General features: G+C 60.6%; 23 protein-coding genes, 1 tRNA gene and 4 pseudogenes. 15 read left to right on the top strand and 13 right to left on the bottom strand.

Going from position 1 to position 22,300, the window contains the following annotated elements; translation table 11 throughout:
• Positions 1 to 5: 5 nt before the first annotated feature.
• From P346_RS16440 to hpxU, 5 genes are all read right to left on the bottom strand, one after another.
• Complete coding sequence (locus P346_RS16440; protein ID WP_032638731.1) at positions 6 to 743, bottom strand: amino acid ABC transporter ATP-binding protein; 738 nt, start codon at positions 741 to 743, stop codon at positions 6 to 8.
• Positions 724 to 1,380, bottom strand: a complete 657-nt coding sequence (locus P346_RS16435) for an amino acid ABC transporter permease (protein ID WP_071995957.1) — start codon at positions 1,378 to 1,380, stop codon at positions 724 to 726. Before P346_RS16435 ends, P346_RS16440 begins: the two co-directional genes overlap by 20 nt.
• On the bottom strand, positions 1,380 to 2,045 hold the full coding sequence (locus tag P346_RS16430; RefSeq protein WP_032658112.1) for an amino acid ABC transporter permease: 666 nt from the start codon (positions 2,043 to 2,045) through the stop codon (positions 1,380 to 1,382). Before P346_RS16430 ends, P346_RS16435 begins: the two co-directional genes overlap by 1 nt.
• Before the next feature lie 4 nt (positions 2,046 to 2,049).
• Positions 2,050 to 2,832: a transporter substrate-binding domain-containing protein gene (locus P346_RS16425; protein WP_023311064.1), complete on the bottom strand. Its 783-nt coding sequence runs from the start codon at positions 2,830 to 2,832 to the stop codon at positions 2,050 to 2,052.
• Between the two features lie 191 nt (positions 2,833 to 3,023).
• A complete protein-coding gene (gene hpxU, locus P346_RS16420) occupies positions 3,024 to 3,863 on the bottom strand; it encodes a MurR/RpiR family transcriptional regulator HpxU (RefSeq protein ID WP_032658113.1) in 840 nt (279 codons plus the stop codon).
• 142 nt (positions 3,864 to 4,005) lie between these two features.
• Here hpxU and hpxW point away from each other — a divergent pair, with 142 nt between their 5' ends.
• Genes hpxW through hpxZ form a run of 4 tightly spaced genes read left to right on the top strand, consistent with a single transcriptional unit; the run spans position 4,006 to position 7,565 of the window.
• On the top strand, positions 4,006 to 5,589 hold the full coding sequence (gene hpxW, locus P346_RS16415) for an oxamate amidohydrolase (protein WP_032658115.1): 1,584 nt from the start codon (positions 4,006 to 4,008) through the stop codon (positions 5,587 to 5,589).
• A 10-nt stretch (positions 5,590 to 5,599) separates the two neighbouring features.
• The gene (gene hpxX, locus P346_RS16410; RefSeq protein WP_032658116.1) at positions 5,600 to 5,788 is read left to right on the top strand and encodes an oxalurate catabolism protein HpxX; all 189 of its coding nucleotides are present in this window, start codon (positions 5,600 to 5,602) and stop codon (positions 5,786 to 5,788) included.
• The gene (locus P346_RS16405; protein WP_032658118.1) at positions 5,785 to 7,182 is read left to right on the top strand and encodes an AtzE family amidohydrolase; all 1,398 of its coding nucleotides are present in this window, start codon (positions 5,785 to 5,787) and stop codon (positions 7,180 to 7,182) included. The genes hpxX and P346_RS16405 overlap by 4 nt, the downstream gene beginning before the upstream one ends.
• Positions 7,179 to 7,565, top strand: coding sequence for an oxalurate catabolism protein HpxZ (hpxZ, locus tag P346_RS16400; RefSeq protein ID WP_032658119.1), 387 nt, complete (start codon positions 7,179 to 7,181; stop codon positions 7,563 to 7,565). Before P346_RS16405 ends, hpxZ begins: the two co-directional genes overlap by 4 nt.
• 115 nt (positions 7,566 to 7,680) lie before the next feature.
• On the opposite strand, the pseudogene P346_RS23135 reads toward hpxZ, so the two are convergent.
• Both P346_RS23135 and P346_RS23140 read right to left on the bottom strand, forming a co-directional pair.
• Positions 7,681 to 7,779: pseudogene (locus P346_RS23135) on the bottom strand (allantoinase); the annotation flags it as partial.
• A gap of 158 nt (positions 7,780 to 7,937) precedes the next feature.
• Positions 7,938 to 8,036: pseudogene (locus P346_RS23140) on the bottom strand (allantoinase); the annotation flags it as partial.
• 3 nt (positions 8,037 to 8,039) lie between these two features.
• Between P346_RS23140 and P346_RS23440 the strand changes: the two are divergent.
• Positions 8,040 to 8,183, top strand: a complete 144-nt coding sequence (locus P346_RS23440) for a hypothetical protein (protein WP_166770000.1) — start codon at positions 8,040 to 8,042, stop codon at positions 8,181 to 8,183.
• Between the two features lie 41 nt (positions 8,184 to 8,224).
• Positions 8,225 to 8,296: pseudogene (locus P346_RS22320) on the top strand (AtzH-like domain-containing protein); the annotation flags it as partial.
• A gap of 115 nt (positions 8,297 to 8,411) precedes the next feature.
• On the opposite strand, the gene puuE reads toward P346_RS22320, so the two are convergent.
• The 3 genes and pseudogenes from puuE to P346_RS16385 form a co-directional block, all read right to left on the bottom strand.
• Entirely contained in the window at positions 8,412 to 9,311 is a 900-nt protein-coding gene (puuE, locus tag P346_RS16395; protein WP_233456523.1) for an allantoinase PuuE, read from the bottom strand.
• Positions 9,229 to 10,105 (bottom strand): annotated as a pseudogene (gene hpxA / locus P346_RS16390) (allantoin racemase). Before hpxA ends, puuE begins: the two are co-directional and overlap by 83 nt.
• Positions 10,105 to 10,821: a GntR family transcriptional regulator gene (locus P346_RS16385; protein ID WP_032658126.1), complete on the bottom strand. Its 717-nt coding sequence runs from the start codon at positions 10,819 to 10,821 to the stop codon at positions 10,105 to 10,107. The pseudogene hpxA and the gene P346_RS16385 overlap by 1 nt, the downstream one beginning before the upstream one ends.
• A 144-nt stretch (positions 10,822 to 10,965) precedes the next feature.
• Between P346_RS16385 and P346_RS16380 the strand changes: the two genes are divergently transcribed.
• Together P346_RS16380 and guaD are read left to right on the top strand one after the other, a co-directional pair.
• A complete protein-coding gene (locus P346_RS16380; RefSeq protein WP_029741848.1) occupies positions 10,966 to 12,462 on the top strand; it encodes an NCS1 family nucleobase:cation symporter-1 in 1,497 nt (498 codons plus the stop codon).
• A 99-nt stretch (positions 12,463 to 12,561) separates the two neighbouring features.
• Complete coding sequence (gene guaD, locus P346_RS16375; RefSeq protein WP_032658127.1) at positions 12,562 to 13,881, top strand: guanine deaminase; 1,320 nt, start codon at positions 12,562 to 12,564, stop codon at positions 13,879 to 13,881.
• On the opposite strand, the gene uraH is transcribed toward guaD, so the two are convergent.
• Together uraH and uraD are read right to left on the bottom strand one after the other, a co-directional pair.
• Positions 13,861 to 14,184 (bottom strand): hydroxyisourate hydrolase, encoded by a 324-nt coding sequence (uraH, locus tag P346_RS16370; RefSeq protein ID WP_032658129.1) that lies wholly within the window; start codon positions 14,182 to 14,184, stop codon positions 13,861 to 13,863. The genes guaD and uraH overlap by 21 nt on opposite strands.
• Positions 14,181 to 14,681 carry a 2-oxo-4-hydroxy-4-carboxy-5-ureidoimidazoline decarboxylase gene (gene uraD / locus P346_RS16365; protein WP_032658131.1) on the bottom strand — a complete coding sequence of 167 codons (501 nt, stop codon included), beginning with the start codon at positions 14,679 to 14,681 and terminating at the stop codon, positions 14,181 to 14,183. The genes uraH and uraD overlap by 4 nt, the downstream gene beginning before the upstream one ends.
• A gap of 239 nt (positions 14,682 to 14,920) precedes the next feature.
• Here uraD and hpxO point away from each other — a divergent pair, with 239 nt between their 5' ends.
• Genes hpxO through P346_RS16350 form a run of 3 tightly spaced genes read left to right on the top strand, consistent with a single transcriptional unit; the run spans position 14,921 to position 18,074 of the window.
• Positions 14,921 to 16,075, top strand: a complete 1,155-nt coding sequence (gene hpxO / locus P346_RS16360; protein ID WP_032658132.1) for an FAD-dependent urate hydroxylase HpxO — start codon at positions 14,921 to 14,923, stop codon at positions 16,073 to 16,075.
• A gap of 17 nt (positions 16,076 to 16,092) precedes the next feature.
• Positions 16,093 to 17,127: a molybdenum cofactor-independent xanthine hydroxylase subunit HpxD gene (hpxD, locus tag P346_RS16355; protein WP_032658134.1), complete on the top strand. Its 1,035-nt coding sequence runs from the start codon at positions 16,093 to 16,095 to the stop codon at positions 17,125 to 17,127.
• 11 nt (positions 17,128 to 17,138) lie between these two features.
• Positions 17,139 to 18,074, top strand: coding sequence for a PDR/VanB family oxidoreductase (locus tag P346_RS16350; protein ID WP_032658334.1), 936 nt, complete (start codon positions 17,139 to 17,141; stop codon positions 18,072 to 18,074).
• A gap of 43 nt (positions 18,075 to 18,117) precedes the next feature.
• Here P346_RS16350 and P346_RS16345 read toward each other — a convergent pair.
• Positions 18,118 to 18,205 (bottom strand) — tRNA-Ser (locus P346_RS16345).
• Positions 18,206 to 18,481: 276 nt separating this feature from the next.
• Between P346_RS16345 and P346_RS16340 the strand changes: the two genes are divergently transcribed.
• The 4 genes from P346_RS16340 to P346_RS16330 are packed head-to-tail and all read left to right on the top strand — an operon-like array spanning position 18,482 to position 22,295.
• Complete coding sequence (locus P346_RS16340; RefSeq protein ID WP_032658136.1) at positions 18,482 to 19,618, top strand: D-alanyl-lipoteichoic acid biosynthesis protein DltD; 1,137 nt, start codon at positions 18,482 to 18,484, stop codon at positions 19,616 to 19,618.
• Positions 19,615 to 19,737 (top strand): hypothetical protein, encoded by a 123-nt coding sequence (locus P346_RS23650; protein ID WP_023335174.1) that lies wholly within the window; start codon positions 19,615 to 19,617, stop codon positions 19,735 to 19,737. Before P346_RS16340 ends, P346_RS23650 begins: the two co-directional genes overlap by 4 nt.
• A gap of 9 nt (positions 19,738 to 19,746) precedes the next feature.
• Positions 19,747 to 20,865, top strand: a complete 1,119-nt coding sequence (locus P346_RS16335; protein WP_032658138.1) for an MBOAT family O-acyltransferase — start codon at positions 19,747 to 19,749, stop codon at positions 20,863 to 20,865.
• Positions 20,862 to 22,295: an AMP-binding protein gene (locus P346_RS16330; RefSeq protein ID WP_032658139.1), complete on the top strand. Its 1,434-nt coding sequence runs from the start codon at positions 20,862 to 20,864 to the stop codon at positions 22,293 to 22,295. Before P346_RS16335 ends, P346_RS16330 begins: the two co-directional genes overlap by 4 nt.
• The last annotated feature ends 5 nt before the right edge of the window (positions 22,296 to 22,300 follow it).

Raw genomic sequence — 22,300 nt, forward strand, 5'->3', positions numbered from 1 at the left:
CCTTATCAGTTGAGGCCGCGCACGGAGGAGATGAACTGCTTCAGTTCCGTGGTCTGCGGGTTGGCGAACAGCGTTTTGCTGTCGCCCTGCTCCCAGACTTTCCCCTGGTGCATAAACACCACGCGGTCGCCCACTTCGCGGGCAAAATTCATTTCATGGGTAACCAGTATGAGCGTCATCCCCTCGGCCGCCAGCTGCTCCAGCACCTTCAGCACTTCGCCCACCAGCTCCGGGTCGAGCGCGGAGGTGATCTCGTCGCAGAGTAAAACTTTCGGCGACATGGCCAGCGCGCGGGCAATCGCCACGCGCTGCTGCTGGCCGCCGGAGAGACTCGACGGGTAGTAATCCAGACGATCGCCTAAGCCCACTTTCTCCAGCATCTGCTGCGCCAGCTCGCGGCATTCGGCGGCGCTTTTCTTCAGCACCCGACGCGGGGCGAGCATCACGTTTTCCAGCGCAGTCATGTGCGGGAACAGGTTGAAGCTCTGGAACACCATCCCGACCGAGCGGCTGATTTCGCGCGCCTGAGAATCCCGGTCGGTAATGGTCATGCCGCCCAGCTTGATGCTGCCGTCCTGATAGCCTTCCAGGCCGTTGATGCAGCGCAGCAGCGTGCTTTTGCCCGATCCGCTGCGCCCGATAATGGAGATCACCTGGCCCATGTCGATATCCAGATCGACGCCCTTGAGCACGTGGTTATCGCCGTAGTACTTCTGCACCTGATTAATGGTGATGAGAGGCATTGAATTTCGTCTCCAGATAGCGGCTGTAGCGCGACAGCGGATAACACAGAATAAAGTAGCCGAGCGCCACCAGCGCAAAAACCTTAAACGGCTGATACGTCACGTTGGTCAGCATGGTCCCGGCCTTGGTCAGCTCGATAAAACCGATAATCGACGCCAGAGCGGTGCCCTTGATCACCTGCACGGCAAAGCCGACCGTCGGGGCGATACCGATGCGCAGCGCCTGCGGGGCGACGACGCGAAACAGGGTCTGGCCGAAGGTCAGCCCCAGACAGCGCGACGCTTCCCACTGCCCTTTTGGCAAGGCGCGAATACTGCCAAACCAGATGTCGAGCAGAAACGCGCTGGTGTAGAAGGTGAGCGCCAGCGAGGCGGCGGTCCACGGCGAGACGTCGATGCCGAACAGCGCAACGCCGAAGAAGGCCAGGAACAGCTGCATCAGCAGCGGCGTGCCCTGAAACAGCTCAATATAGCCGCGGATGATGCGCCTGACCGTGCGCCCGCCCGTCAGGCGCAGCAGCAGGAGCGACAGCGTCACCGCCGCCCCGCCGACAAACGCCACCAGCGACAGCAGCACCGTCCAGCGTCCGGCCAGCAGCAGGTTGCGAATAATGTCCCAGTCGGTAAAGGTGGTCATCATGCCTGCACCCCCAGCCATTTGCGTCCCGCCGCCATCATCAGCTGGCGCAGGGTAATCGACAGCGCTAAGTAAATCCCGGTTGTCACCAGATAAACCTCAAAGCTCAGAAACGTTCTGGACTGGATCAGGTTGGCGGCGAAGGTCAGCTCTTCATACGAGACCTGCGACACCACCGACGAGCCGAGCATCACGATGATGCACTGGCTCACCAGCGCCGGGTAAATGCGCTGCAGCGCGGGCGGCAGCACCACGCGGATAAAGGTCTGCAGGCGGGTCAGCCCCAGCACGCGTCCGGCTTCCCACTGCCCTTTCGGCGTGACCTGAATGCCCGCGCGGATAATCTCGGTGCTGTAGGCGCCCAGGTTCACCACCATGGCCAGCAGCGCCGCTTCCCCCGCCGTCATCTTCAGCCCCAGGTTCGGCAGGCCGAAGACGATGAAAAACAGCTGCACCACAAACGGCGTGTTGCGGATGATCTCCACGTACGCGCCCCAGATCCGGCTGAACCAGGTGGTGCGTCCGCTGCGGATCGCCGCCCCGAAAATGCCTATTGCCAGCCCGCCGACGGTCGCCATCACCGTCAGCTGAATAGTGACCCACAGCCCCGCCAGCAGCTCCGGCCAGTGCGGCCAGAGCGCGGAGAAATCAAGTTGCTCCGTCATCGGCTCAGGCGCCAAGGTTGGCCGGCAGCGGGGCCTTCAGCCATTGCTCGGACAGGCCGTTCAGCGTGCCGTCCTTGATGCCCTGCTCAATCAGCGCGTCCACTTTTGCCTTCAGGGCCGGTTCGTTTTTCTTCAGGCCAATAAAGCACGGCGAATCTTTCAGCATAAAGCTCGGCACCGGGGCTTTATCCGCGTTCTGGCGCGAAATGGCCGCCACCACCAGGTTGCCGGTCGCCACGTACTGCACCTGTCCGGAGAGGTAGGCGGAGAGCGTGGTGTTGTTATCTTCGTAGCGCTTCACGTCCGCGTCTTTCGGCGCCAGGCCGGTCAGCACCATGTCCTCCACCGCCCCGCGCGTCACGCCGATGGTTTTTCCGCTCAGCGCGGCGGCGTCTTTCAGCTCGGCCCCTTTCGGACCAAACACGCCGAGGAAGAACGGAGCGTAGGCGCGGCTAAAGTCGATCACCTTCTCGCGCTCCGGATTTTTACCGAGGCTGGAAATGACCAGATCCACCTTATCGGTTTGCAGGTACGGCACGCGGTTGGCGCTGGTCACCGGCACCAGCTGCAGCTTGAGCTTCATCTGTTTGGCCAGATAGCGCGCCATGTCGATGTCATAGCCCTGCGGCTGCAGGTCGGTCCCCACCGAGCCAAACGGCGGGAAGTCCTGCGGAACGGCAATGCGAATGGTACCGCGCTTCTCGATATCCTGGAGCTGGTCAGCCTTTGCCGGCAGCTGTGTGAAGAGGCATGCGGCCCCGGCCAGTGCAATCAACAACTTTTTCATGGTGCTTCCCCGTAACGTTAACATGAAACAAAAAATTCTTTGAATGTGTTTTTGCAACTAATGTGCCAGTTAAGGCGAAGCGGGAAATATTGCTGTGAAGCCTGATAAAACGCGGACGGGTCGAAAAAACGTGCGTTTCTCCGACCCGTCAGCTGCACCATTTCAATGCAAAGCACCAGCCTGATGCCCCATTATCGCTGTTCGAGTTCGTCCAGCTGCTGGTAGAGGGAGGCAATATCGTGAATGCGCGGGCGGCCTTTATCGAGAATTTCATGCAGGAAGGCATTCGCCAGCAGGTTAATCAGGCTGTTGACCGAGGAGTAGCTGTCATAGGCCGAGACGCTGTCCAGCGGGGCGCAAAGCTGCCAGCTCGCCAGCGGAAACAGGCTGTGCGCCTGCGGCTCGCACATCAGCAGCACCGGAATACCGCTGCTCTGAAGCTGCTGCATCAGCGGGCGGATAATGCGCGGGCGGCGGCGAAAGGCCATCATGACCACCAGATCGTCCGGCGTTAAGTCCACCAGCTCTTCGCCCAGACTCTGCCCCGGCTGCGGCAGGACCAGCACCTGACCGCGCGCCTGGAGCAGCTGCTGGCGCAGGTGCAGCGCCGCCGGATAGGCGTTGCGCATGCCGATAATGACGATGCGCCGCGCCTTCACCATGCAGGCCATGGCGTCGGCAAACTGCTGCGCGTCAAGGGCATTGACCCACTGGGTCAGGTTCGCCATCTCCTGCTTATAGTGGCGCGCCAGCAGCGTATTGCCCTGCACCGCGTCGCGGTTATCGGTGAGCGGCATCCCGCTCTGGCGCAGGGTGCGCAGCTCGTCGCGCATGTCCTTATATTTCTCATAGCCCAGACGCTTAAACAGACGGCTGACCGTGGCTTTCGACACCCCGCTCAGCTGCGCCAGCTCGGCGCTGTTGTAGCTAATCAGGTCATCAAAATGGTCGAAAATAAAGTCCGCCACCCGCTGCTCCTGCGGCGAGAGCGACGGGTACTGTGCTTTCAGACGTTCATCCAGTTGTTCCATAGCGCCTCTGTAACTTTTGTTTCATCACATTTTGCCTTTCATTCTACCTTTCATTATACGTGCCAGTTTACTGAAACTTTTCTTTCAGAACTGGAACAGCTTTTGCAGCACCTTGTGACTTTCAGGGTTACGAGGACGCTCTATGCACAGTAATGTCTCCACGCACGGCATGGCCGTTGCGCCCCACCATCTTGCCAGCCAGAGCGCGCTGGCGGTGCTGCGCGAAGGCGGCAGCGCGATAGAGGCGATGGTCGCCGCGGCGGCCACCATTGCCGTGGTTTACCCGCACATGAACGGGCTGGGCGGCGATGGCTTCTGGCTTATCGTGCCGCCGGACGGCGAACCTGTCGCCATTGATGCCAGCGGCGCGGCGGGTTCTCGCGCAACGCTCGCCGCCTACGATAGGCTGGCGCATATTCCCCATCGCGGCCCCCGCGCGGCGCTGACCGTCGCCGGCACGGTGAGCGGCTGGGACGAGGCGCTGAAGGTCTCCCGCGAGATGACCGGCAAGGCGCTGCCGCTGGCTCGCCTGCTGGCCGACGCCATCGATTACGCGCAGAACGGCACGCCGGTCACGGCCTCTCAGGCCCACGCCACGGCCAGTAAATTCGACGAGCTGAAGGCCATCCCCGGCTTCGCGGAAACCTGGCTGGTGGACGGCAGGCCGCCGCAGGTCGGGAGCCGGTTTTACCAGCCCGCCATGGCCACGACGTTGACGCGCCTGGCGGAGGACGGTCTGGACAGCTTTTACCGCGGCCCGCTGGCGAACGTGCTGGCGCACGGCATGGAGACGCTGGGCCTGCCCGTGACGCTGGCCGATTTACGCGCGCACGCCGCCCGTCGCACCGCGCCGCTGAAGCTGCAGCATCAGCAGGGGGAGATCTTTAACCACGCTCCGCCGACGCAGGGGCTGGTCTCGCTGGCGATACTCGGCATCACTGACCGCCTGAACATGGCGGAGGCCGACGACGCCGACACCGTTCACCGCATCGTTGAAGCCACCAAGCTGGCCTTTGGCCTGCGCGATGCCCACATCACCGACCCGCGCGAGCTAAAAACCGATATTCAGGGTCTGCTGGATCCCGCCGCCCTGCAGGCGCTTGCCGACAGGGTTGACGACGGCCGCGCCGCGCCGTGGGGCACCGGAAAAGGTCCCGGCGATACGGTGTGGATGGGGGTAATGGACAGCAGCGGGCTTGCCGTGTCGTTTATCCAGAGTATCTATCACGAGTTCGGCAGCGGCGTGGTGTTGCCCGACACCGGCATCGTCTGGCAGAACCGGGGGGCATCGTTCAGCCTCGATCCGGATCATCTTCTGGCCCTCGCGCCGGGCAAGCAGCCCTTCCATACCCTGAACCCGGCGGCGGCGCGTCTCAAGGACGGGCGCGTAATGGTCTACGGCTCCATGGGCGGCGACGGCCAGCCGCAAACCCAGGCCGCGCTCTTTACCCGCTACGCGATTCAGGGCGTGCCTTTACAGGAAAGCATTTCCCGCCCGCGCTGGCTGCTGGGGCGCACCTGGGGACAAACCTCGGACACGCTAAAGCTGGAAGGCCGCTTTAGCGCTGAGACGATCTCACGGCTTCAGGCGCTCGGACACGAGGTGGAAATATTTCCTGACTTCAGCGAAGCGATGGGCCACGCGGGCGCGATTGTTCGCCACCCCAACGGGCTGTTCGAAGGGGCATTTGACCCGCGCAGCAACGGCGCGGCCGCCGGATTTTGAGGAGAAAACAATGACGACACAACAACCCGACTGGCAGGCGTATCTGGCGCAAATGGAGTCCGTGCTCGGCGTAGAGCTGGACGATGCCCGCCGCGCCGAGCTGCAATTGCAGTTCAGCCGCATTGCCACCCTGGCCGCCCCGCTGATGGCGCTGCCGCTCGACGACCGTCTGGAGATCGCAGGAGTATACAAAGCATGAGGCTACACGAGATGAGTATCAGCGCGATCCAGCATGCGCTGAGCGCAGGCGAGCTGAGCGCTCGCGAGATTGCCCGCCAGACGCTGGAAGCGATTGCTCGCGTGAACCCGCAGATTAACGCCTGGACCGCCGTGACGGAGGCGCGCATGCTCGCCGAGGCCGAGAGCATCGACACCCTGCGCCGCGAGAAGCGTCCCCTGCCGCCGCTGGCGGGCGTGCCGTATGCGGTAAAAAATCTGTTCGACGTTGCCGGTCACACCACCCTTGCCGGGGCAGAACTGTTTAGCCACCGGCCCGCCGCGCCCGCTGACAGCTTCGCGGTGCGCCAGCTGCGCAGCGCGGGCGGGCTGCTGACCGGAATGGTGAATATGGACGCCTACGCCTACGGCTTCACAACAGAAAACAGCCACTACGGCACCACGCGTAACCCGCACGATCTGGCGCGCATTGCGGGCGGATCGTCCGGCGGTTCAGCCGCCGCCGTGGCCGCCGGGCTGGTGCACTTTTCGCTCGGCACCGACACCAACGGCTCGATTCGCGTTCCGGCCTCCCTGTGCGGCATCTACGGCCTGAAGCCCACCTTTGGCCGCCTGTCGCGATCCGGCAGCCATCCGTTTGTCGCGAGCCTGGATCATATCGGCCCCTTTGCCCGCCGCGTGTGCGACCTGGCGTCCGTGTACGACGCGCTGCAGGGGCGGGACAGCAGCGACGGTTTTCAGGCAGAGAGCTCGCGCGAGCAGACGCGCCCCCTGCTCGACCGGGGGCTGGACGGCCTGCGCTGCGCGGTGCTCGGCGGCTACTTCACTACCTGGTGCGACGCGGATGCCAGAGACGCCGTGGCGCGGGTGGCGAAGGCGCTCGACGTGCAGGATGAGCTGCAGTTTCCGGACGCCGAGCTGGCGCGCTCCGCGGCGTTTATCATCAGCGCCTCCGAAGGGGGAAACCAGTACCTGCCCGCGCTTCGCCGCGAGCCCGAGCGTTTTGAGCCGCATTCCCGGGAGCGCCTGCTGGCGGGGGCGATGATCCCCTCCGCCTGGTACATTCAGGCCCAGCGGTTTCGCGCGCACGCCCGGCAGGCGTTTAAAACCCTGTTCGCGCAGGCCGATGTGCTGATCGCCCCGGCGACGCCGCGCAGCGCGACGCTCGCGGGTGAGCAGACCATGGAGATTAACGGCCAGCCGCTCCCCATTCGCGCCAGCATGGGGATGCTGACCCAGCCGATTTCGTTTTTGGGCCTGCCCGTGACCACCGTTCCGCTGCGCACCGCGCAGGGTGCGCCGATTGGCCTGCAGCTGATTGCCGCGCCGTTTAACGAGCAGGCCTGCCTGCGCGTCGCGCGCGTGCTGGAGGAGAGCGGCATCACCGATGCCCGTCCGGCGGAGGTGGCCGCATGATGAATCACGATGACATTAACCTGCCGTGGGTAGTCGCCGAGGTGACCGCCGCGTTTTACCGCTATGAAGACGCGCTGGTCAGCAACAACGTTGCGGTGCTGGACGAGCTGTTCTGGCACGACAAAAACACTGTGCGTCTGGGGGCGGGTGAAAACCTGTACGGTATTGACGAAATCCGCGCCTTCCGGGCGGCGCGCCCCGCCGCCGGTTTACAGCGGACGCTGCGCCACACCGTCATCACCACCTTCGGGGAGGATTACGCGGTGTGCAGCACCGAGTTTACGCGGGAGGGCACGGAACGCATTGGCCGCCAGCAGCAGACGTGGGTGCGGTTTGCCTACGGGTGGCGCATCGTGGCGGCGCAGGTCAGTTTGATGTTGTAACGCTGAAAAACCCGCCCGGTGGCACTGCGCTTACCGGGCCTACGATGTCCCGTATGCCCTGTGGGTCCTGTAGGCCGGGTAAGGCGAAGCCGCCTCCCGGCTAAACACGGCACACTTATTTCTGAAACGGATGCACCTGCCGCCAGTGATCGGCAATCTGCTGGCGGGTACAGACCCACACCCGCTCGTGCTGCTGCACGTAATCCAGGAACCGCGGGTGGCGGATCGTAGCGGCGCAGGTGAGTTTGATGGTGTAACGCTGAAAAACCCGCCCGGTGGCGCTGCGCTTACCGGGCCTACGATGTCCCGTATGCCCTGTGGGTCCTGTAGGCCGGGTAAGGCGCAGCCGCCACCCGGCTAAATACGGCACACTTACTTCTGAAACGGATGCACCTCCCGCCAGTGGTCGGCAATCTGCTGGGGGGTACAGACCCACACCCGCTCGTGCTGCTACACGTAATCCAGGAACCGCGGGTGGCGGATCGTAGCGGCGCAGGTCAGTTTGATGGTGTAACGCTGAAAAACCTGCCCGGTGGCGCTGCGCTTACCGGGCCTGCGATGTCCCGTATGCCCTGTGAGTCCTGTAGGCCGGGTAAGGCGCAGCCGCCACCCGGCTAAACACGGCACACTTATTTCTGAAACGGATGCACCTGCCGCCCCAGCAGCAGACGTGGGTGCGGTTTGCATACGGGTGGCGCATCGTGGCGGCGCAGGTGAGTTTGATGATGTAACGCTGAAAAACCCGCCCGGTGGCGCTGCGCTTACCGGGCCTACGATGTCCCGTATGCCCTGTGGGTCCTGTAGGCCGGGTAAGGCGCAGCCGCCACCCGGCAAAACATCGCACACTTATTTCTGAAACGGATGCACCTCCCGCCAGTGGTCGGCAATCTGCTGGCGGGTACAGACCCACACCCGGTCGTGCTGCTGAATATAATCCAGGAACCGCTGCAGCGCGCGAAAACGCCCCGGCCGCCCCAGCAGGCGGCAGTGCATGCCGATGGACATCATCTTCGGCGCGCTTTCCCCCTCTTCGTACAGCACGTCAAAACTGTCCTTCAGGTAGGTATAGAACTGCTCGGCGGTGTTAAAACCCTGCGCGGTGGCGAAGCGCATGTCGTTCGCATCCAGAGTATAGGGCACGATCAGGTGCGGTTTACGGGTGCCGTCGCCGCAGGCCACTTCCGTCCAGAAGGGCAGGTCGTCGCCGTAGTAGTCGCTGTCGTAGTCGAAGCCGCCGTGCTCCACCACCAGCTGGCGGGTGTTGGGGCTGTCGCGCCCGGTGTACCAGCCCGTCGGCGGCTTGCCGAACAGGTCGGTCAGCACCTGCACCGCCTTATGAAGGTGTTCGCGCTCCTGGCTGATATCCATGCTCTGATAGTGGATCCAGCGCCAGCCGTGGCTCACCACGTCGTAATCTGCCGCCCTGATTGCCTCGACGATCTCAGGATGACGCGCCAGCGCCATCGCCACGCCAAACACCGTCAGCGGCAGGCCGCGCTTTTGAAATTCACTGTGGATCCGCCAGAACCCGGCGCGGCTGCCGTATTCGTAGAGGGAGTCCATCGACATGTGTTTATCCGGGTAGCTGGCCGCGCCGATGATGTCCGACAGGAACTGCTCGGATCCGGCATCGCCGTGCAGAACGTGGTTTTCCGCCCCTTCCTCATAATTGAGCACAAACTGCACGGCGACGCGCGCCTGATTCGGCCACCGCGCGTGCGGCGGGTTGCCCGCGTAGCCGCGCAGATCCCGCGGGTAATTCTGTTCAAAAAGCGCCATTACGTCTCCCCTCACCTTCAAAATGGATTCAATGCCTGAAACTGTCCGCTTAACGCTTTTTTCTCCGGAAATGCCAGATCCCCGTGCTTGCTTGTCGACAGGCCCAGCGCCACCAGCGATTCCACCATCTTCACCGCCGCGCTGACGCCGTCGATGACCGGCACGCGCAGTTCGCGCGTCAGCTCCTGCGCCAGCGTCGCCATGCCGCCGCAGCCCAGCACGATGGCGCCGCAGCCGTCCTCTTTCAGCGCCTGTATACAGCGCGCGCGCACCTTCTCCTGCGCCAGACCGCTGCCGTCTTCCAGCGCCAGCACCGGGAGATCGATAGCGTGAAGCGCCGCGCAGCGATCGTGAAAGCCATACTGGTGCAGCAGATGACGGGCAATAATCAGCGTGCGCGGTAGCGTGGTGACCACCGAAAAGCGCGTCGCCACCAGCGTCGCCATATGCATGGCGGCTTCCGCAATGCCCACCACCGGCCCCTGCGCCAGCTCGCGCGCCGCCAGAAGGCCCGGATCGCCAAAGCAGGCGATGACGTGACCATCCACACCCTGCTCTCTGCCGAGCCTGACCTGTTCGAGAACCCCCACGGCGGCGATGGCTTCATCAAAGTGTCCCTCGATAGACGGCACGCCCGCGCTCGGGCAGACCGCGAGGATCTCCGTACCCGGCGCCGCCACCGCGCGGGCCGCCGCGCCGATGGTTTCCGTCATCGCGAGGCTGGTGTTGGGGTTGATCACTTGTATACAGACAGAGGACATTACGACTCCTTGTGGCCGGCAAACAGCCGGGCAAAATCAGGCAGGCACTCGCCCGCCCGCTCGAAGCAGAGGCTGGCGACGATATGTTCAAAATGGTGCATTAAGGCATCGCTGAGCGGCTGGAGCGCCTTCTGGCGCAGCAGATCCACCAGCTGTTCGTGATCGTTGCAGCGACACCCCTGACGCCACGGCGCGCCCCAGGTGGCAATCACCAGCGAGGAGCGCTGGCTCAGGCCGGTCACCATCTCCGTCAGCACCTGGTTGCCGGAGATGGCCTGCAGCTGAATGTGGAAATTGGCGGAGTGGCGAATTGCTGCCGGGCCGTCGTAGGCCTCGTGCGCCTGCTGCTCCTGGCGAATGATGGCGACCAGCGCGGCAAGGTGCGGCGGCTGGCAGCGGGCCAGCACGTCCGGCAGGTTGGCGACCTCCAGCAGGGCGCGGGTGCGGAAGATGTGCTGCGCCTCTTCCACCGTCGGGCTGGCGACGTGTGCACCACGCTTGGGCGTTAAGGTGACCATTTGCACAGCCGCGAGTCGTTGAAGCACCTTGCGGATGCCCGTGCGGCTTACGCCAAACACCTCGGCCAGCGCCTCCTCCGGCAGCTTGCTCCCCGGCAGCAGCTGATGTTCGACAATCGCGGTCATCAGCGCCTGAAAGATCGATTCATCTTTGTCATGCAGGTCTGGCGCGGTCTGCAGGGCGTTTATGTTGTTCATTCACCACTCCGTCTTTTACTCTTCGTTATCGAATCGTATACATAAAAATAAAATATTGCATACAAGATTTATTATTTTGGCCTGGATCCTGCAACACCGTCTGCACTCCCACTCAACGGGTTTTCATTCACAGGAGCAGGTTTCATGCCAAACAGTCAAAACGCGCAGCAGGGTACGGCCGCTGATTCCGGTGCGGTTTACAGCCCACGTCTTTGCAATGAGGATCTGGCACCGACGCGTGACCAGAACTGGAGCTGGTACAACATCTTTTCGTTCTGGATGTCGGACGTTCACAGCATGGGGGGTTATGTTGTCGCCGCGAGCTTCTTTACGCTCGGGCTGGCAAGCTGGCAGGTGCTGCTTTGCCTGCTGGTGGGGATTTGCATCGTGCAGCTGTGCGCAAACCTGGTGGCCAAACCGAGCCAGATGGCGGGCGTGCCCTACGCGGTGATCAGCCGTCAGGCGTTTGGCGTCTTCGGGGCCAACATTCCGGCGGTGATCCGCGGGCTGATCGCCTTCGCGTGGTACGGCATTCAGACCTATCTGGCCGCCAACGCCCTGATGCTGGTGGCGCTGAAGTTCTGGCCGTCGCTCTCTTCGCTCACTACCGGCGCGTTCCTGGGCCTGTCGCATCTGGGCTGGATCTGCTTTGCCATCATGTGGGTCCTGCAGGCGATGGTCTTCTGGCACGGCATGAGCGCCATCAAGCGCTTTATTGATATCGCCGGTCCGGCGGTCTACGTGGTGATGCTGGCCCTCGCAGGCTGGATTGTATACAAGACCGGTTTTGACGGGATCTCCTTCACCCTCGCCAGCAAATCCCTGAGCGCGGGCGAGCAGACCTGGCAGATGATCACCGCGACCGCGCTGGTGGTTTCTTACTTCTCCGGCCCGCTGCTCAACTTTGGCGACTTCTCCCGCTACGGCAAAAGCATGGGCGAGATCCGCCGCGGCAACCGCTGGGGCCTGCCGTTTAACTTCCTGCTGTTCTCCATCGTCACCGTGGTCATTGTCTCCGGCACCCAGTCGCTGTTTGGCCGCATGATCACCGACCCGATCGAAACCGTCAGCCGCGTGGGCAACGATCTGGCCGTGGCGATTGGCCTGCTGACGATGATCACCGCCACCATCGGGATCAACATCGTCGCGAACTTTGTCTCCCCGGCGTTTGATTTCTCTAACTGCTCGCCGCAGAAAATCAGCTTCCGCACCGGGGGCATGATTGCCGCCGTCGGCTCGATCCTGCTCACCCCGTGGAACCTGTTCAACTCGCCGGAGCTTATCCACTACACCCTGGACGTGCTCGGGGCGTTTATCGGCCCGCTGTTCGGCATTCTGATTGCCGACTTCTACCTGATTAAGCGCGGCAAGGTGTCGGTTGACGATCTGTTCGACGACACGCCAAAGGGCAAATACTGGTACCGCAACGGCTTCAATCCGAAAGCCATCGGCGCACTGATCCCGTCCGTTGCCGTGGGCCTGGTGATTAGCTTCATCCCGGCCCTGCATGAGGTGGCGAACTTCAGCTGGTTCATCGGCGTCTTCCTCGGCGGCGTGACCTACCGCTGGCTGGCGCGGGAAGATCGCGAGACGGCGGGCGCGACGTCGTTCAGCTCCCGCGTGGCGACGCAAAAAGAGTAACCCCCACCTTCCGGCCGCAGCGTGCCTGCGGCCCGTTCATTCTGGCACTGTTCTTGCTGCGCCTTCTCACCCCGCTACGCAAACACTAAGGCAGGAACAATGATGGATTACCAGACAGCGATCCGCGGTGCATTTTTTGATATTGCCCAGGTCTGCGACAGCGCAGACGCGATTGCCCAACACGCGCGCTACCTTGAGGACGGGCTGCTGTTTATACAGAGCGGGAAAATTCTGGCGCAGATGCCGTGGCAGGAGGGCGAGCAGTATCTTGACCCCCACAAGGGCTACACCGACCTGCGCGGCAGGCTGCTGCTGCCCGGTTTTGTCGACACCCACGTCCATTACCCGCAAACGGAGATGATCGGCGCCTTTGGCGAACAGCTGCTGGAGTGGCTGACCACCTACACCTTCCCGGTGGAGAGCCAGTTTGCCGATGAAGCCTACGCGAAAGAGATCGCCGAATTTTTCATTCAGCAGCTAGTCAGCAACGGCACCACCACCGCGCTGGTGTTTTGCACGCTGCATCCGGAATCGGTCGAGGCGCTGTTTACCGAAGCCCTGCGCCTGAACATGCGCCTTATCGCCGGAAAGGTGATGATGGACAGACACGCGCCGGAATACCTGAGCGAAGACGCGAAACAGAGCTACCGGCAGACGCGGGCGCTGATCCAGCGCTGGCACCACCGGGGACGGCTGGGCTATGCCATTACCCCGCGCTTTGCGCCGACCTCATCCCCCGAGCTGCTCGCCGCGGTCAGCCTGCTCAGAGAGGAGTTCCCGGATACCTGGATGCAGACCCACCTGAGCGAAAACCCTAACGAAGTGGCCTGGGTGAGCGACCTCTGGCCGGAGCACGAGCGCTATCTGGACGTGTATCATCACTACGGCCTGACCGGCGAGCGCAGCGTGTTTGCCCATGCGATTCACCTTCACCACAGCGAGTGGCAGTGCCTGCATGACACCGGCTCGGCGGTGGCGTTTTGCCCCACCTCTAACCTGTTTCTCGGCAGCGGGCTGTTTCGCCTGCCCGCCTGCTGGCAGCACAGGGTGCGGATGGGCATCGGCACCGACGTCGGCGCGGGCACCACCTTCAGCATGCTGCGCACCCTGGGGGAAGCCTACAAGGTCGGCCAGCTTCAGAGCTACCGCCTGCGCGCCAGCGAGGCGTTTTACCACGCCACGCTGGGCGGCGCGCACGCCCTCCGACTGGACGATAAGATTGGCAACTTCGCGCCCGGCAAAGAGGCGGATTTCGTGGTGATCGACCCTGACGTAACGCCGCTGCAGCGCCTGCGAAATCGCCGCTGTCAGGATATCTACGAGCAGCTTTTTGTGCTGATGACCCTCGGCGACGAGCGCAACATCAGCGAGACCTGGGTCAACGGCGAGCGGGTATGGTCAACTTCCCCTGTAGGTTGACCACCCGCCGGGCGCAATCACAAACGGCAGGTGGAAATGCTCGTCTGCCGTTTCTCCCGTCACAAAATCAATTTGCGCGCAGGGATAGAGCGTGTCGCGACCGGTTTCGCTAAACCACGCGCCGATCTCCGCCACCAGCCGATAGCGGCCTTTTGGCAGGAAAGGGACAAATTCGGTGATGCGACCGTTTACGTTGGTCACGCCCGTCGCCATGATTTCGCCCTCCCTTTCGAGATGAACCGTCACGCCCTGTGCGGGTTTGCCCGTCGAGATATCGAGAATATGGGTGCTGAGTGTGCTCATTTGCTAATAACTCCTTCCAGCCGTAGCAGCGTAATTTCCCGCAGCTGTTCCAGCGCGGCACGGACTTCCTGCGCGTCGCTGTTCTCCAGCCGCGCGTGCAGCGCCTGTAAAATCTCCTCGCCGCTGCGGCCCTTCGCGCGGATCAGAAACACGCGTCCGAAGCGGGTCTCGTAGCGGGCATTGCCCTCGCGCAGCGCCTGGGCAAGGTCAGCATCGCGATCGTTCACCGCGCCCTGCTCCTGGCGCGACAGCGCCGCCTCCGCCTGTGAACCAGCGGGCTTTTCCCCGATGCGCGGATGGGCGCTAAGGGCCTGCGCCAGCGCCGCTTCGTCCCAGTTTTGCGTCAGCGCTTTTGCCGTACTGAACAATTCGTCCCGGCTGGCGTAGGGTCGCCCCAGAGTCAGCGCATCGGCCCACTCGGGGAGCGCCACGCAGGGATGAATCAGCGCTAACGCCTTTTCGTGGTGAAGATGATTGAAGTCGTGCAGTGCGATCATAGTGTCTCCTTTATTGTCTTCCTCCGGGTTGTTGCACAAACCACGCCACTCTGAACGCGGGCGTGAAACAGTCGATTCCGTATAGCTCAACTGGAAATTTTTGATTCAAAAAAAGGCACGTTCACCGCGTTTGCGCACCTTAGCAGTGCAAACGTCTCCCCCACAACGCCGTTTTCGCCACTCTGCAGCCTGGTACGCAAATTGCTGAATGTCTTTACACCCTGCAAAAGGAGAGAAGCATGAGAGCAATCGTCATTGGCGCGGGTATTGGCGGCCTGAGCGCCGCCGTCGCGCTGAAGAAAGCGGGCATCGACTGTACCGTATTTGAAGCCGTAAAGGAGATCAGGCCCGTCGGGGCGGCCATCTCCATCTGGCCTAACGGCGTGAAATGCATGCAGCACCTCGGCATGGGCGACATCATCGAGACCTACGGCGGGCCGATGCGTTTTATGGCCTACAAGGATTACCGGCGCGGCGAGACCCTGACCCGCTTCAGCCTTGCCCCGCTGGTTGAGCGTACCGGCGGGCGTCCCTGCCCCGTCTCGCGCGCCGAGCTCCAGCGCGAAATGCTGGACTTCTGGGGGCGCGACAGGGTGCAGTTTGGCAAGCGCGTCGAACGCGTAAATGAAGACGACGCGGGCGTGAGCGTGACCTTCACCGACGGCACCACGGCATCCGGCGATTTTCTGATTGCCGCCGACGGCAGCCACTCGGCGGTTCGCCCGTACGTGCTGGGATACACCCCGGAGCGCCGCTTCGCCGGGTACGTGAACTGGAACGGGCTGGTGAAGATTGACGAAGAGATCGCCCCGGCGCACCAGTGGACCACCTTCGTTGGCGAAGGCAAACGCGTGTCGCTGATGCCCGTCTCCGGCGGACGCTTTTACTTCTTTTTTGACGTGCCGCTGCCCGCTGGCCTGGCGGAGGATCGCACCACCCTGCGCGCCGACCTCACGGGCTACTTCCGCGGCTGGGCGCCGCCGGTGCAGAAGCTTATCGCGGCGCTGGATCCTGAAACGACCAACCGCATTGAAATCCACGACATTGAGCCGTTCGACAGCCTGGTGCGCGGCAACGTTGCGCTGCTCGGCGATGCCGCGCACAGCACCACGCCGGATATCGGCCAGGGCGGCTGTGCGGCGATGGAAGACGCCGTCGTGCTGGGGGAGTGCCTGCGTGAAAACCATAGCATTACGCTGGCGCTGCGGCAGTACGAAGCGCTGCGCTGCGACCGCGTGCGCGACCTGGTGCTGAAGGCGCGTAAACGCTGCGACGTCACCCACGGGAAAGACATGGCGTTGACGCAGGCCTGGTATCAGGAGCTCAAAGAAGAGACCGGGGAGCGCATCATCAACGGTCTGTGCGAGACCATTCAGGGCGGCCCGTTAGGCTGAACGCAAGAGGGACAACGATGAAAAGAGAACCGACTCCACCCGCCCACTGCACGTTTGAGCCAGAGGACTGGCTGCGCCTGGCGAAATGCTGGCACCCGGTCGCGCGCGCCTGCGACGTTGGCCCGGCACCGGTCAAGGCGACCCTGCTGGATGAACAGCTGGTGATTTACCGGATTAACGACCAGGTCGTGGTCGCCCGTGACGTCTGCCCGCACCGCGGCGTGCCGCTGACGCTCGGCTTTCACGACGAGCACGGGATTATCTGCCCCTATCACGGCTTACGCTTTGGAGAAGACGGGCGCTGCAACCGTATTCCGTCCAGCCCCGACCAGGCCGTTCCGGCGAAGCTGAACCTGATTAACTACGCCGTGGAAGAGCGCTTCGGCCTGATCTGGACCTGCCTGGCGTTTGACCCGGACAATCCTGCACCGCTGCCCACCATGCCGCACTGGGATGACGACGGATTTCAGCAGATCAACTGCCCGGCGTTTGAGGTAAACGGCTTCGCCGGGCGACAGGTGGAGGGGTTTCTGGACGTGGCGCACTTTGCGTGGATCCACACCGATACCTTTGCCGATCCCAGTAACCAGCTTGTCCCCGCCTATCAGCCGCAGGAGACGCCGTTCGGCTTCGTGGCGGATTACTGGAGCTCCGTGAGCAACTATCCCGCCGGTTCACCCGTGCAGGCGCCAGAAGGGTTCCAGTGGCTGCGCCATTTTGAAATGCATCTGCCGTTTACCGCCACCCTGACGATTCATTTTCCGGGAGAATCGCGACTGGTCATCATGAACGCCGCGTCGCCGGTGTCATCGCGCGTGACCCGCATGTTCGCCCCTATCGCGCGTAACTTTGACCTGCATATTCCGGTGGAGGATGTGCATGCCTTTAACCTGCGCATTTTTGAAGAGGATCGCCTGATGGTCGAAACCCAGCGCCCGGAAAGTCTGCCGCTGGACCTGACGCTGGAAGCCCATATTCCCGCCGATAAAAGCTCAATTGCCTACCGTCGGGGACTGAAGAAGATGGGCTTTGGCGAATTTTTCCTCGTATGACGGAGGCCGATATGCTGAGCGTAATTGTTGACGGACTGTGGCGCGAGGGCGATAAAAGCCTCGGCGTCAGGCTGGTGGCTGAAGACGGTAACGCGCTGCCGGCATGGCAGCCCGGCGCGCACATTGATGTGCACTTGCCCTGCGGCGCGGTGCGCCAGTATTCCCTGACCGGGTCATGTCAGGACGAGAGCTATCTTATCTGCGTTGGCCGGGAAACCGCCTCGCGCGGCGGGTCGCGCTACGTTCACGAGACGCTGCGACCCGGGCAGAAATTAGCGATCTCAGCCCCGCGCAATCTGTTTCCGCTGCATCAGGCTGAGCGGGTGTTGCTGCTTGCGGCAGGCATTGGCATTACGCCGCTGTATGCGATGGCCCTGCAGCTGAAGGCGGCCGGAACGCCGTTTACGCTGCACTATTACGTCAAACGCCGCGAAAGTGCGGCGTTTGCGCGCGAACTCTCGCAGTGCGGTGAGTGCATCATTCATACAACAAGCCCGCGCACAGCGCTCGCAGAGCATCTCCCCGCGGCCGGGGCGGGACTTCACGCCTGGATCTGTGGCCCGGCAGGGTTTATGGAAAAAGTGCGAGACGTGGCGACGGCCAGGGGATGGGACGATGGCCATCTTCACAGCGAGGCGTTTCAGCCCGCGGCCCCTGCCGCACGCGGTGACGCGGGCGAGATCTTTACGGTCAAACTCGCCTCCACCGAGGAGCGCTGGCCGGTGCCCGCGAATAAGACCATCGCTCAGGTATTACAGGAAAACGGCGTGGACGTGCCGCTGTCATGCGAAATGGGGATCTGCGGGGCGTGCCTGACGCCGGTGATTGACGGCGTGGTGGATCATCGGGATAGCGTGCAGTCGGAGGCGGAAAAAGGCGGGACGGAGCAGCAGGTGGCGCTGTGCTGTTCACGGAGCCATTCCGGGGAACTGGTGATTGCCCTGTAAAGCGAAAAACCCTGCGATATTGCTATCGCAGGGTTTTCAAATTTGGCGGAAGCGTAGAGATTCGAACTCTAGAACCCTTTCGGGTCGCCGGTTTTCAAGACCGGTGCCTTCAACCGCTCGGCCACGCTTCCAAAGTGAGGCGCACTATAAACATCTATTAGCACCTTGTAAAGCAGGAATTTTTCTATTTTTACCCACCGGCGTTTGACTGCGCAAAAATCACCCAGACGCTTGCCGCGCATCGGTCACAGCCCCCTTGTACATACCGTTACACAGCAACGCTCATCCTTTTAAATCGCTCTGGTATAGAATGCCACAAAAATAAACGGTCATTTGTTGTGTAATTGTTATAAATCTGAGTACCCACAGATTTAGAAATTACTGCCATGCAGTGTTACTGGTTGATGATGAAAATCAAAAATACGCTTTGCTTACATATCCTGATGGCGACCCTGGCCATTTTGTTCCTCTGTGTTCACCCGCTGGTGACGAGCTTCAATCCGCCCCTCACCTTCCAGCCGCTGATTAAATCAATGGCGGGCACACCTAAAGGACAAGCGGAAAAAATTGCGACTATTTCCCATGCCTTAGAAGGGAATGCTATTTTTTTCATTGGCGCGTCTGAGGTTGCCACCTCAGAGGATGAACATTACGCTGTATATAATTACTTTAATAAGCAATTGCACAAACCCGTCGTGGCGTATGGCGATGCATTCGTCGATGATGAAACGCAATTTTTACTGTTCTCACGTTTTAAAAATAGCCTTAACGCAAACAGTAAAGTTGTTTTGCTTCTGGCCCCTGACAGTTTTTACTCAAAAGGGCTGCCACCGGCTATCTATGCCGATAATTTCCCCGGTTCTATTTTTAATCCGCTGATGAAGGATCCGCAGGCGCGCCCGCTGCTGGTTAATTATTTAAAGCATATTGATAGTAAAGAAATAAGCCATTTAACCTTTGGCCAAATGCGCGTCTTTGGCTGGCACCCCGATCTGATGTGGGACGAGCTGAGCTTCCAGTTTGCCAACGTCTGCACCCTGATAAAAAACGACTGGCTGGCGCTGCTCAACATCACGCCCCAGACGGTACAGCCCTGGCCGCAGCAGCCAGCCGCCCACATTGCCCCTGACTGGGATAAAGAGCTGGCGAATGCGCGCGAGTTAAATAAAAAACGCCAGCAGAGCGCGGCTACGCTGTGGATGGACAAAACGATTTACGAAGAGGACGGTAAGCCGCAACAGTGGGATGACACGCCGGTTGTGCCTGCGCAAATCGCCGCTTTCAGTAAAACCGTCCAGCTGTTGAAAGAACGTCACGTGCAGGTGATTGCTATCGTCGACCCGGTTAACCCCTGGGCGCTTTACAATACCGATACTTTCCGTCCGGTTGATAAACAAATAAAAACCATTCTGGAAAAAAACCAGATCCCTTATTTGGATATGTACGCCATGCCTTATCAGAATGGCTGGAACTGGGATCGTTTGCACCCTTCCGAACTGGCCTGGGTTCCTATGATTCGCTTTATTGCACAGAGTTTTAAATGATGAAAATCGCGATCCGTCTTTTTTTCCTTTATCTCCTGTTGGCGATCACCATCGTCGCGTGGACCTCTGTCGATGACAGCATGAGTATGCAGCTGCATTTTGAATATCAAAAGTTCTGAGGCCGAATGATGTACAGCTCAGGAATGTTTTTTGTTTATTTGTTTTCATCCGCGCTGGCGTTTGCGCTGGTTAATCGCGTATTGCGCCATCGTCTGACCTGGTTATCTGCGCTCTCGGTGCTGACGGCGCTGGGATGGGGATATATATTTCAGGGCGATTATATTGTCCCCGTCGCCGTTTTTTTCAGCTTTTATGTTTTCGCCACGCTTAAAGAGAAGGGATGGTTAAAAACGTGGCAGGCGGTCGTTCTGACATTATTGCCGCTGCTACTGGTGAAATTACATTTAAATAACCACTGGGGCATGATCGGCCTCTCTTTTATGACGTTCCGCGCGCTGGACGTGCTGCTCTATCGCAGTAAAAAAGAAGGTCAGAATTTCCTGCACTATTTCTGTTATCTGTTTATGCCCTTTATTATCCTGGCCGGCCCAATGTACCGCTGGCGGACGTGGATGAGTGACGTCAGCAAGCCCGTATTTGCCCTTAACCGCGAACAGTTTTTAGTCGCGCTGGAGCAAATCATTACCGGCATTGTCCAGAAGTTCCTGTTTGCCATGCTGATTGATTCGCTTGTCGTGCAGCCCTGGAGCCATAAGCCGTTTACGCTGACCGTGGGCGTGGTGATGTCGATTGCCTACAGCACCTACCTGTACTTTGATTTTGCGGGCTACAGCAATATGGCCATCGGCGCGGGCCGCCTGTTTGGGCTCAGCATTCCGGCAAACTTTAACATGCCGCTTCTGGCAAAGAACCCGCAGGATTTCTGGCGCCGCTTCCACATCAGCCTGTCTGAATGGCTGCGCGATGTGGTCTTTATGCCCATTTATATGAATCTGATGAAATTCAACTTTTTCCGTCAGAACAAAACGCTGGCGCAAAATATCGGTATTTTTTGCACCTTATTCTGCATGGGGGCATGGAATGGACTGGAACGCCATTACGTCATCAGCGGCGCGCTGTTTGGCGCGATTTCCGTCGCTCACAACATGCTGCTGTGGTCAGCCAAACGCAGCCCGGCATTGCACCGCGGCCTGCAGTATCCGGCCGTTGCGTTTTTAGGGCGAATTCTGACGCTGGGAAGCGCCGCGGGATCCCTTTACATCTTTAGTGGAATGTCACCTCTATGAAAAATCACTCCGATCTTCAGGAACTGCAGGATTTCTTACGTGCGGCATTGTGCGATCCCGCCTCCCCGCAGCAGCTGGCCATCAGCGGCAGCGACGAAGCCTTAAGCTGGCTACAGCTTTCCGCTGCCGTGACGGACTGGGCGCAGCGCTATCAGCGCTGCCAGCCTGTTGCCGGTACGCCGGTCGTATTGTACGGACACCAGCAGGTCGATTTCGCCGTGGCGATTTATAGCTGCCTGCTGCACAACATTCCGTACATCCCGGTGGACTGCATCTATCCGCAGGAGCGCCTTCGGGAGATCTGCCATCTGGCCAGCGCCCCTTACTATTACGACGTGGCGACCCGGCAGTTCATCGCCACCGGGGAACCGGGCAAGGTACTGGAGGAGCAGGATCTGGCCTACATCATGTTTACTTCAGGCAGCACCGGTAAACCTAAAGGCGTGCAGATTGGGCGTGAAAGCGTATGGCACTTCATGAAATGGGTCAGCCAGGACTTTTCACTGCCGGAAAAACCGGTCCTGATGAACCACGCGGTATTCAGCTTTGACCTCTCCCTGATCCCTTTGCTGGCGAATCTGGCGATGGGCGGACACATCGTGCTGAACGCCAAAGAGGACATTCAGAAAGAGAACTGGCTGGAGCGACTGAAAAGCAACGCGGTCTCCGCCTGGGTTTCCACCCCTTCTTTTGCATACCAGCAGCTGCTTTCCCCGCAGTTCAACAGCGAGTATTTGCCCGCGCTCAACGTCTTTATCTTCATTGGCGAAGTGCTCAATAAAGCGCTGGTTAAACAGCTTCGCCGCCGCTTCCCGCAGGCCAAAATCATTAACTCGTATGGCCCAACGGAAGCGACCATCGCGACGACCGTGGTTGAAATCACGGATGCGATCCTGAACAGCGACAGCGCCGTGCTGCCGGTGGGCGTCATGATGCCTGAGAGCAAAATGGAAATTTCCGCCGACGGCGAGCTGATTATCTGGGGTAAAAACGTCATGCGCGGCTATCTCGGCCTGCCGCAGGAGAACGCGGCGAAATTACTCCGTCGGGAAGATGAAGCGTTTCGCGGCTACCGGACCGGCGATCTGGGCTATGAGGCGGGGCTGATCTACTGTCAGGGCCGCAACGACAGCCAGGTCAAACTGAACGGCTACCGTATTGAAATCAACGAGATCGAGAACCGCCTGCTGGCCATGTCCGGCATCAACGAAGCGGTGGTCCTGCCGCTGATGAAATCCTGCGGCAGCGTACTGCGCATTGCCGCGTTCTGCGTGACGGATATGGCGCCGGACACCATCAAAACATCGCTGTCGAAGGTCGTTCCGCACTATATGGTGCCTTCACAAATTATCGTAAAAGACGCTTTGCCGCTGAATCCTAACGGCAAAATTGACCGCAAGCTGCTGGACGCTTACGCCCGCACAAATTAATGACT

This window comes from Enterobacter sp. DC1, from assembly GCF_000568075.1.
Taxonomy (GTDB): domain Bacteria; phylum Pseudomonadota; class Gammaproteobacteria; order Enterobacterales; family Enterobacteriaceae; genus Enterobacter; species Enterobacter asburiae.